Consider the following 10,398-nt stretch of genomic DNA (forward strand, 5'->3'; position numbering starts at 1 on the left):
GTATATGACTGCACGGGCGGTGCCGCCCACCAGCACCGTCAGCGGTCGACTTCGTCCGCCAGGGCGCGCAGCGCCAGCCGGTACGAGCCGATCTTCGGCCGCACCCGCGGCGGGCGCCTGGGCGGCGGCCGACGAGGCGGCCTCGGCCTTTGCGGCGCGGTGCAGCAGCAGGCCGGCCAGCAGGCCGCCGGCGAACACCGCCGCGGCGCCGATCAGCTGACTGGTGCCGACCCCGGAGGCGAACGCGTCCCGGACCAGGAGCTGCACGTCCGGGGAGGAGTCGGCGGCGAGCGCCTCGTGCAGCGATCCGGCCGTGCCGACCGCCACGGAGGCGGGGAGCAGCGCCGCGAAACGGGAGTTCAGTACGGCACCGAGGACCGCGACGCCGAGGCCGCCGCCGAACTCGGTGATCGTCCCCTGGACGCCCGCACCGACACCGGCCTTCTCCGGCGGGATGGACCCCATGATGGCGTTGGCCATCGCGGGCATCGCCAGGGCGATGCCGCTGCCCATCAGCACCAGGCCGAGCAGCATGCCGCCGTAGCCGTCGCCGCCCACGGTCGCCACCGCCGCGAGTCCGCCGGCGAGCAGGGTCATGCCGGTGGCGATGGTCCCGGCGGCACCGAGCTTCGGCAGCACCTTCGCGCCGACACCCGCCAGGTTGAGCCCGACGATCGTCAGGGCGAGCGGAGCCATCCGCAGGCCGGCTTCCAACGGACTGTAGTTCAGGACCAGTTGCAGGTGCTGCGTGAGCAGGAACAGCGAACCCGCCATGCCGAACGCGACCAGGATGCCGCCCGCCACGGCGCCGTTGAAGCGCCGGTTGCGGAAGAAGCTCATGTCGAGCATCGGCGTCGGGACGTGCAGCTCCCAGCGGACGAAGGCGGTGAGGCCCGCCAGGCCGACCAGGGCCGGCATCAGCACGCTGGCGGAGGTCCAGCCGTGCTCCGGGCCGGAGATGATCGCGTAGACCACGCCGACCATGCCGACCGTGGAGAGTACGGCGCCGAGCACGTCCGGGCGCTTGCCCAGCGGGTTCTTGCTCTCGGGGACGAGCTTGGCGACGGCCAGACAGCCGATCACCGCCACCGGGATGTTGATCAGGAAGATCGAACCCCACCAGAAGTTGGCCAGCAGGACGCCGCCCAGCAGCGGGCCGCCGGCGAAGCCGAGCGAGCTGACGGCACCCCACAGGCCGATGGCCTTCGGCAGTTCCTCGCCGTCGAACACCTGCATGATCACCGCCAAGGTGGTGGTCATCAGCAGGGCGCCGCCGACGCCCATGCCCGCCCGGGCGGCGATCAGCTGGCCGGACGACTGGCTGAAGGCCGCGGCCGTCGAGCACAGGCCGAACAGGACCAGACCCGTGATCAGGGCCCGCTTGCGGCCGTACCGGTCGCTGAGGCTTCCGGCGGTGAGCAGCAGACCGGACTGGACCAGTGCGTAGGCGTTGATCATCCACTGGATGTCCGCCGTGCTCGCGCCCAGGTCTTCGGTGAGCGCCGGGATCGCAAGGTTCAGGACCGTGTTGTCCAGGAGGACGACGAGTTGGGCGAGGCAGATGACGCCGAGGATCACCCAGCGCCTGGGGTTGCGGGCCGTCGCCGGCGCCGCCGTGATCTGTGTGTCTTGCAAGGAGACCTCCCAGGGGTGAGTGCGAGGAGCTGTTCTACAACGTATATGAGAGCTATACGATGTACAAGCGAATCGCGGGCGAAGCTGGTCCGGGGCGCACGGGCGCGCCCCGGACACGGAAAGAGCCGTCCGGTAGGGAGCGGCAAGGATGGGGCCGGTTTTCGGCCGGCGGCCGGCGGCCCGTCGTCAGACGGCGGTTGCGCGCGAGGTGCCGGCCGGGAGGGCGGGCTCGCAGTCGAGTTCGCCGCGCTCGACCGGGCCGGCCGCGATGAGGGGGAGCATCAGCTTCCAGAATCCGGAGAGGGAGCCGGAGGCGAGCCAGGCGGAGTCGAACCTCGCCAGCACGCCGAAGCCGAGGACGGTGGCCGCCACGACCCCGGCGACGTCGGAGGGCGTCACGGCCGCGGTCAGCGAGCCGTCCAGCCTGGCCCGCTCCAACAGCCGCACGACGCTTTGACGCCACTGCTCCGGGAGGCAGTGGGTGGCCTGTCGGGCCGTGTCGCCGCTGAGCCGGAAGCCGGCGCGCACCACCACGTCCTCGCGCAGGCGCCACATGGTGGCGTGGGTGGTGTCGACGAGGGCCTGGAGCGCGGAGGCGCCCGTCCGGGCCGCTCCGTCGACGATCGCGCGCATCCGCTCGGCCGCCTCCGTTTCGACCGCGGCGGCGAGCGCCTCCTTGCTCTCGAAGTGGAAGTGCAGGGCCCCGTTGCTGACGCCGGCGCTCTGGCTGATGGCGGTGAGCGAGGCCACCGCGAAGCCCTGCCGGTCGAAGGCCTCGGCCGCCGAGAGCACCAGCTGGGCGCGGGTGCGGACGGCACGTTCCTGTTTGGGCGTCAAGGGAACTCCTGGCGTGCGCCGTCGACTGCGGACAAACGGACCGTCCGGTTCGTTGGACGGCCCGCATGTCGCCGACGGGCGTGATGTGGATTCGGGCAGGTCAGGGCTGCGCAGAGGGCGACCGAGCCCCCGGATGAAGGGAAGGTGGCCTGCCACCCACACCGGACGCCGATCGGGCGCCCGGTGCGAGTTGCGGCGCTGCGGCATCACGATACAAACCGTCAGACCCGATTGCCAAGCCAAACCAAACCGATTGCCTTGTTTTTGGCCGAGAGTCCTCCCGGCCAGCCGTCCAGCGGCCGGTTTTCGGGCGGGCGAGAGGGAGGGCGGGCAGGAGGGCGGGGGCTGTGGATTGTGGATATGAACATGCCGGGCTCCCTCGGGGTGCCCGGCATGAATCTGAGTCGATGTTCCTACTGGTCGGCGGCGGCCTGCGTACCTGCGGCCTGCGTACCTGCGGCCTCCGCAGCCGCGGCGGCCGCGGCCGCGACCTGCTCGATCCGCTCCTCGCTGGTGTCGATCCAGGTGAGCATGGACGCCGGCACGATGCTGGGCAGCACGTGGTTCCACATCACGGAGATCCGGTGGCCGAGGTCCTGGCGGTCCGACGCGACCCGGGAGACCGCCTGGAGGCCGGTGAAGCAGCCGACGATGAAGTCGCCGGTCTCCTTCGGGTTCACGTGCGGGAGCACCTCCCCGCGCTCCTGGGCCTCCGCCAGCAGTTGGGCGCAGATGTCGCCCCACGCGCCGAAGGGATTGGCGTCGGAGAAGTCCACCGCTCCCTGGTCCAGCGAGAGCCGGGTGCCCGCCCGGAGGATCGGGTCGTGCAGCAGCCCGTGCGCGACCAGCATGGTGAGGTCGACCAGCTCCTGTGCCTTGGAATTGGACTCCGGCACCGCCACGTGCAGGGTCTGCTCGGCCAGCACGCCGCGGGCCAGCTCCTCCTTGGAGGCGAAGTGGAAGTACATCGCGCCCTTGGTGACCGAGGCCCGCGACAGGATCTCGGCCACCGAAGCGGCCTCGAACCCGTACTCGTCGAAGACCGAGGCGGCTGCCCGCACGATCGCCTGCCGCGTGCGGACGGCCCGTTCCTGTCGCACTGCCATGGGGACTTCTCCTGTCATACATCCGCCGCTGTCGAGCGACCCGGCCAGTCAGCCTAGATAGATCAACATCCGGCTATCAAAAGAACCGGTTGGTATGTATCTTATCGGCAAGGGGGGACGGCGTAAGTGCCCGTCCCGTTGGCATCGGCTCTATGGGGGATTCCATGCCTGTTGTGACGCTTCAGCCCGAAACCGCACCCGTGACCATCCCGGCCCAGCGAGCGGCGTCCCACGCACCCGCCATGACCAGCACGGTTCCGCGGCAGTTGGTCCACCGGGCGGCGGTTGCCGAGGTGTTCCTGACGGGCTGGAGCCGGACCGCGGAGAACCGGTTCGCCCTTACCGCCCAGTGGCCCAGGGCGCACAGCTACTTCACCCCGGTGAACGGCTGCTACGACCCGCTGCTGGCCTCCGAAACGATCCGACAGGTCGGTACCCTGCTCTCCCACGCGGAGTTCGGCGTCCCCTTCGGGGACCAGTTCCTGATGTGGGACCTGCACCACAGCGTCAGGCCCGAGCAGGCGGGTGTCGGTGCCGCGCCCGCCGACCTCGAACTGGACGTCATCTGCTCCGACATCCGCCGCCGCGGCCGCCGCCTGGCGGGCATGCGCTACGAGGTCACCGTCTACTGCGGCGGCCAGGTGCTCGCCACCGGCGGCGCCGCCTTCGACTGCACCAGCCCCGCCGTCTACCAGCGGGTCCGCGGCGACCGCGTCGGCGCCACCGGCCTGCGGCCCCTGCCGCCGGCGCTCGCCCCCGCGTCGGTCGGCCGGTTCCTCACCGCGGACGTCGTCCTGTCCGCCACCGAGCATCCGCTTCAGTGGCAGCTGCGCGTGGACGACCAGCACCCCGTGCTGTTCGACCACCCGGTCGACCACGTTCCCGGCATGGTGCTGATGGAGGCCGCCCGCCAGGCCGCCCAGGCCATCGACCCGTCCCGGCCGTTCCCGCCGACCACGATGCGCTCCGAGTTCAGCCGGTACGCCGAACTCGACAGCCCGTGCTGGATACAGGCGCAGCCGCTGCCGACGGCCGCCAACGGGGACCGGCAGGTCCGCGTCACCGGCCACCAGGACGGCAACGTCGTCTTCAGCTGCCTCGTCGGAGCCCCGGGCGCGGCCGGATGACCCCGCCGGCCCCCGGCACACCCGCGCCCGAGCAGCCCCCCACGGTCGGGGCCGCCCCGTACGACCCCCCGGCCACCCGGCGGATCCTGGTCACCGGAGCCACCGGCTTCATCGGCGGCCGCGTCGTCGCCGCCGCCCGTACGCTCCCCGGAGCCCGACTCGTCCTGACGAGGCGTGCGTCCGGCCCGGACGGGAGCGACCCCGCGCTCCGGTACGTCCGCGCCGACCTCACCGACCCGGCCGGCCTGCACGGCCTGTGCGAGGGCGTCGACGTCGTGCTGCACTGTGCCGCGCAGATCGGCGGCCCCGAGCAATCGGCCCGAGCCGTCAACGAGGAGGGCACCCGGGCCCTGCTGGCCGAGGCCGAACGCGCCGGAGTCCGCCGTTTCGTGCAGGTCAGCACCGCCTCCGTGTACGGCCGGGGGGTTTTCCGGAACGCTGCGCCCGAGCACCTCCCCGTCGCCCCGCTCTCGCCCACCAGCCGGACCCGCGCCGCCGCCGAGCGGCTCGTGCTCGCGGCCGGCGGGACGGTGCTGCGCCCGCACCTGGTCGTCGGCGCCGGCGACCGCTGGGTGGTCCCGGGCCTGGTCCGGCTGCACCGGCGGCTCGCCGCCTCCGTCGACGGCTGGCAGGCCCGGATGTCGGTGGTCGACGTGGACGACCTCGCCCGCGCCGTGACCGCCGTCGCCGTCGCGCCCCGGGACACCTCCGGCGTCTGGCACCCCAACCATCCCGAGCCGGTCGACTGCGCCCGGATCTTCGCCGCGTTGGTACGCCTGCTCGGCCTTCCCGAGGCCACCGGCGACATCGAAGCCGGCGAGGCCCGCCGCCGCCTCGCCGACGACCCGGTCCTGCTGCACCACCTCGCCATGCTGACCACCGACCACTGGTTCGCCAGCTCCCGACTCTGGCGGGAGACCGGCTGCCCGACCGGCAGCGGGTTCGAGGAGAGCCTCGCCCGCCACGCCCGGTGGTACCGCGAGCACCTCGGGACGGCCGCCGGCGGGCGGTCGGCGGGCACCTCGCGGTAGCCGGCGGCCGCCCGGATCCGGCGGCGCCGCCCGCCGCGGCCGGACGGGCTTGGGACGGTCTCTAGAGGATCGTGAACCCGCCGTCGACCACCAGGGTCGCCCCGGTGACGAAGGACGCCCGCTCGCTGCACAGCCAGGCGGCCGCCTCGGCGATCTCCTCGGGCTCCGCGGTACGCGGCTGCGGCGTGGCCCGGTGCAGCATCTCCTCGGCGCCCGGGTTCTGTGCGAACCAGTCCGCCACCATCTCGCTGCGGGTCGTGCCGGGGGCGATCGCGTTGACCCGGATGCCCTGGTCGCCGTACTCGGCGGCAGCCGCCTTGGTCAGGCCGATCACGGCGTGCTTGGACACCACGTACGGCGCGGCGACCGGAGTGGCGACCAGCCCTCCGGTGCTGCTGGTGTTGACGATCGCACCGCCCGTGCCGGACTCCAGCATCGCGGCGATCTCCGGGCGCAGGCAGTTGAACACCCCGCGCACGTTGGTGTCCATGATGTCGTCGTAGACGCCGTCGTCCATCAGGTGCAGCGGCGTGCGGCCGAGCCCGTATCCGGCGTTGTTGAACGCCGCGTCGAGCCGGCCGAAACGTTCCACCGTGAACTCCACGGCACGCACCGCGTCCTGCGACCGGGTCACATCGGCGACCACGTACGCGGCACGGGCGCCCTGCGCCCGCAACTCGTCCACCAGCCCGGCCAGCCGCTCCTCGCGGCGGGCGGTGACCACCACCGCCGCGCCCTCCCGGGCGAACACCCGCGCCGCAGCGGCGCCGATGCCGCTGCTGGCTCCGGTGATCAGTACCGTCCTGTCCGCCAGGAATCCTCGTCGATCAGTCATCCCCGGAGTCTTTCATCCGATGATCTTGATCCGGCGGGCGGGTGGTCGGCGACGCGGCCGGCGCCGCAACGACCGACACCCGGCCGCCGCCCGCGGGGGTTCGGGCGTACGGCCGGGTGCCGGTCGGGGACACCCGGCCGAACGCCCCCGGGGGTTTAGGGCGTACGGCCGGGTCCCGGTCGCGGGCGGCGGTGTCGATCACATCGGATCGATGTCCGCCGTCCCGCCGTCGACCCGGATCCACCGGGTGATCTGGAGGTCCCGCAGGAACGCCAGGTCGTGGCTGACCACCACGAGCGCGCCCTGGTAGGACTGCAGGGCCTGGGTGAGCTGCTGCACGCTGGCCAGGTCCAGGTTGTTGGTCGGCTCGTCGAGCAGCAGCAGCTGCGGCGCGGGGTCGGCCAGCAGCAGCGCCGCCAGCGTCGCCCGGAACCGCTCGCCGCCCGAGAGGGTGCCGACCTGCTGGTCCGCCTTCCGGCCGCGGAAGAGGAAGCGGGCCAGGCGGGAGCGGATGGCGTTGTCGGTGGCGCCGGGAGCGAACCGGCCGACGTTCTGCGCCACCGTCAGCTCCTCGTCGAGCAGGTCGAGCCGCTGCGGGAGGTAGCGCATCGGGACGGCGGCCTTCACCTCGCCCGCCACCGGCGGGATCTCGCCGACGACGGTGCGCAGCAGCGTGCTCTTGCCCGCCCCGTTGCGCCCCACCAGGGCGATCCGCTCCGGCCCCCGCACCTCGAAGTGGGCCCGTGTGCCGAAGCGGAGCTCGACCTCGCGCAGGGTGAGGACGGTGCGGCCCGCAGGCACCGAGGTCTCGGGCAGGTCGACCCGGATCTCCCGGTCGTCGCGCACCGCCTCCTCGGCCTCGGTCAGCCGCTCCTTGGCCTCCTCCAGGCGCTCCAGGTGCATGTTGCGGTGCTTGCCCGCGGCCACCTGGGCCTGGCGCTTGCGCTCCTTCATCACCACCTTGGGTTCGCGCTTGGTCTCGTACATCTTGTTGCCGTAACGGACGCGGCGGTCCAGCTTGATCCGCGCGTCGGCCAGCTCCCGCTTCTGGCGGCGGACATCGGACTCGGCCACGCGCACCATCCGCTCGGCCGCCTCCTGCTCCACGGCCAGGGCCTCCTCGTAGTCGCTGAAGTTGCCGCCGTACCAGCGGACCTCGCCGCTGCGCAGATCGGCGATCTGGTCCACCAGGTCGAGCAGTTCCCGGTCGTGACTGACGATCACCATCGAGCCCTTCCAGGAGCGGACCGCCTCGTAGAGCCGGCGGCGTGCCTCCAGGTCGAGGTTGTTGGTCGGCTCGTCGAGCAGCAGGACGTCCGGACGGCGCAGGAACTGGGCCGCCAGGCAGAGCAGGACGGACTCCCCGCCGGACAGTTCGCCGATCCGGCGGTCCAGCGTGACGTGCGCCAGCCCCAGCTTGTCCAGCGTCGCCCGGGCGCGCTCCTCGACGTCCCAGTCGTCACCGACCACGGTGAACAGCTCCTCGGAGGTGTCGCCGCCCTCGATCGCGTCGATGGCGGCGCGGACCTCCGCGATGCCCAGCGCCTGCTCGACCCGGACCTCCGGCTCCAGCACGACGTTCTGCGGCAGGTAGCCGAGCTCACCGGTCACCTTGACGGAGCCGCCGCTCGGGTTGAGCCGGCCGGCCATCAGCCGGAGCAGGGTGGACTTGCCCGAGCCGTTGACACCGATCAGCCCGGTCCGGCCGGTGCTGACGACCAGGGAGAAGTCGGTGAACACCGGGGTCCCGTCGGGCCAGGCGAAGGAGAGGTCGGTGCAGACGACGGACGTGTTGGTCAAGGTCATGAGTCCTCCTGAAGTCATGTCTGTCCCGGGACGGCGGGACGGCGGTCGCGGACGGACGCCGTCGGCCCCGCGGCGTGCGGGTGACGGATCGTCTGGTGGCGGGCCACGAGCGGCCCGCCGTCGGAGCGCTGCACGCACCCTCCGGGGCGCGGGCACCACATGACTTCAGAAGAGCAACGGCCTTCTCCCATGAACGGCAGCAGTTCTTCTACAGCGTATACCTATTGGCGCCCGAGCGCTCCACACTTCCGGACGCACCGTCAACTGACGGCCCGGCGGGCGGGATCCGGGCCGAGCGCGGCCCCGGCGTCCCAGACGCAACTCTAAAACAGACCGACTGGTCTCTGAACCACAAACCGTATAGTCTGTTTTTATTGCAGGGGCGACGCACTCGTCGGCCCCGGGGCCCCATGCTGGGCAAAAGAACAGGGGAGACAGCGTGGACATCGACGTGCTGGGATCGCTGACCGTACGAGAGGGCGGGGCGTCCGTGGCCCTGACCGCCCCCAAGCCGCGCCAACTGCTCGCCGTCCTGGCGATGCACGCGGACCGGACGGTGCCGGTGCCGCTCCTGATCGAGGAACTGTGGGGCGGCCGGCCCCCTCGGTCGGCCCGCAACACCCTCCAGACCTACATCCTCCAACTCCGCGAGCTGATCGGCCGGGCGCTGCGGGGCGCCGGCGACCCGTACGACCCCAAGCGGGTCCTCGCCACCGAGCCCGGCGGCTACCGCCTCGACACCAGAGGCGGCACCATCGACGCCCACGAGTTCGAGCGCCGGGCCACCGCCGGCTACCGGGCCATGGCCCAGGAGGACTTCGCCACCGCCTCCCGCCGCCTGCGCGACGCGCTGGGCCTGTGGCAGGGACCGGCCTTCGCCGACATACGCGCCGGCACGCTGCTCGACATGGAGATCCGCCGCCTCGACGAGGCCCGGCTGTGCGCCCTCGACCAGCGGATCGAGGCCGACCTGCGGCTCGGCCGCCACCGGGAACTGGTCGGCGAGCTGACCGTCCTGACGTCCCGCTACCGCATGCACGAATCGCTGCACCGCCAGCTGATGATCGCGCTGCACCACTCGGGGCGGCGGGGCGAGGCGCTCGCCGCCTACCAGCGGCTGCGCATGACACTCGTCCGCGACCTGGGCCTGGAGCCCTCGCCGGCCCTGCGCCGCCTCCAGCAGTCGATGCTCGCGGCCGGTCCGGAGCGGGAGGCCGCCGAACCGGCCTGGGGGCGCCTCGCCCACGCGGGCTGAGCGGATCCGGCCCGCGAGTGGCCCGGATCCCCGACGAAGAACGAGAGGAGACCTGCGATGCAGGAGAGATCGATGGACACCTGCCGGAGGCTGGTGTCCGCCGCGGCGGAACTGTTCGACCGCAAGGGGTACGTGAACGCGACCCTGGGGGAGATCACCGGTGCGGCACGGCTCACCAAGGGGGCCCTGTACTTCCACTTCGCGTCCAAGGGCGAACTGGCCCACGCCGTACAGACGCGCGGCCGCGTCCTGCTGGCCGAATCGGTCGACCGGATCGCCGCCCACAACGGTTCACCGTTACAGACGCTGATCGACTTCACCCACTGGCTGGCCCGGGGGCTGCGCGAGGAAGCCGTCCTGCGCGCCAACTTCCGCCTCAGCAGGGAGCTGCGCGGCGAGGAAGCGGCCGGCAGCACCGACTTCTACCAGGCGGGGATGGCCACCGCCTGGTCGCTGCTCGACCGGGCCGAGGCGGCCGGGGAACTGCGGGACGGAGTCGACCGCACCGGCCCGCAGACGCTGCTCGCCGCGGCGGTGGCCGGCATCGAGCTGCTCGCCGCCACCGACATGGCCGACGAGGAACTCGCCGCCCGGGTTTCCGCGTTGTGGGACCTCGCCCTGCCCGGCCTGGTCGGGCCGGCCGGGCGGACCGTCTTCAGGACGACGACTCCCTCCTGAGAGGGAGTGCCGCCCCGCGTCTGGTCCCTACGGGGGAGCAGGCCCCAGCCGGTCCCCATTCCGGCGGACCGGGAACGGCGGGAGGTCC

Annotated in this window: 9 protein-coding genes; 4 read left to right on the plus strand and 5 right to left on the minus strand. The window is 72.3% G+C overall.

The annotated features are described in order from the left end of the window. The 3 genes from ACFVGY_RS13490 to ACFVGY_RS13500 form a co-directional block, all read right to left on the minus strand. Positions 1-1,635: MFS transporter (locus tag ACFVGY_RS13490; protein ID WP_385675627.1), on the minus strand; the 1,635-nt coding region annotated here is incomplete at its 3' end. Between the two features lie 186 nt (positions 1,636-1,821). Beyond that, positions 1,822-2,472, minus strand: a complete 651-nt coding sequence (locus ACFVGY_RS13495) for a ScbR family autoregulator-binding transcription factor (protein WP_385675630.1) — start codon at positions 2,470-2,472, stop codon at positions 1,822-1,824. A 413-nt stretch (positions 2,473-2,885) separates the two neighbouring features. Continuing rightward, on the minus strand, positions 2,886-3,578 hold the full coding sequence (locus ACFVGY_RS13500; RefSeq protein ID WP_385675633.1) for a ScbR family autoregulator-binding transcription factor: 693 nt from the start codon (positions 3,576-3,578) through the stop codon (positions 2,886-2,888). Between the two features lie 242 nt (positions 3,579-3,820). On the opposite strand from ACFVGY_RS13500, the gene ACFVGY_RS13505 reads away from it, so the two are divergent. Continuing rightward, positions 3,821-4,705 (plus strand): ScbA/BarX family gamma-butyrolactone biosynthesis protein, encoded by an 885-nt coding sequence (locus ACFVGY_RS13505; RefSeq protein ID WP_385675636.1) that lies wholly within the window; start codon positions 3,821-3,823, stop codon positions 4,703-4,705. Beyond that, on the plus strand, positions 4,702-5,736 hold the full coding sequence (locus tag ACFVGY_RS13510; RefSeq protein WP_385675639.1) for an NAD-dependent epimerase/dehydratase family protein: 1,035 nt from the start codon (positions 4,702-4,704) through the stop codon (positions 5,734-5,736). Before ACFVGY_RS13505 ends, ACFVGY_RS13510 begins: the two co-directional genes overlap by 4 nt. A gap of 61 nt (positions 5,737-5,797) precedes the next feature. Here the strand turns inward: ACFVGY_RS13510 and ACFVGY_RS13515 are convergent, their stop codons facing one another. Together ACFVGY_RS13515 and ACFVGY_RS13520 are read right to left on the minus strand one after the other, a co-directional pair. Further along, entirely contained in the window at positions 5,798-6,571 is a 774-nt protein-coding gene (locus ACFVGY_RS13515; RefSeq protein ID WP_385675642.1) for an SDR family NAD(P)-dependent oxidoreductase, read from the minus strand. Positions 6,572-6,769: 198 nt separating this feature from the next. Continuing rightward, complete coding sequence (locus ACFVGY_RS13520) at positions 6,770-8,377, minus strand: ABC-F family ATP-binding cassette domain-containing protein (RefSeq protein ID WP_385675645.1); 1,608 nt, start codon at positions 8,375-8,377, stop codon at positions 6,770-6,772. A gap of 439 nt (positions 8,378-8,816) precedes the next feature. Here ACFVGY_RS13520 and ACFVGY_RS13525 point away from each other — a divergent pair, with 439 nt between their 5' ends. Beyond that, the gene (locus tag ACFVGY_RS13525; RefSeq protein WP_385675648.1) at positions 8,817-9,632 is read left to right on the plus strand and encodes a BTAD domain-containing putative transcriptional regulator; all 816 of its coding nucleotides are present in this window, start codon (positions 8,817-8,819) and stop codon (positions 9,630-9,632) included. Between the two features lie 57 nt (positions 9,633-9,689). Beyond that, positions 9,690-10,310 carry a ScbR family autoregulator-binding transcription factor gene (locus ACFVGY_RS13530; RefSeq protein WP_385675652.1) on the plus strand — a complete coding sequence of 207 codons (621 nt, stop codon included), beginning with the start codon at positions 9,690-9,692 and terminating at the stop codon, positions 10,308-10,310. Positions 10,311-10,398 lie beyond the last annotated feature (88 nt).

Source organism: Streptomyces sp. NPDC127106 (genome assembly GCF_042677605.1).
Taxonomy (GTDB): domain Bacteria; phylum Actinomycetota; class Actinomycetes; order Streptomycetales; family Streptomycetaceae; genus Streptomyces.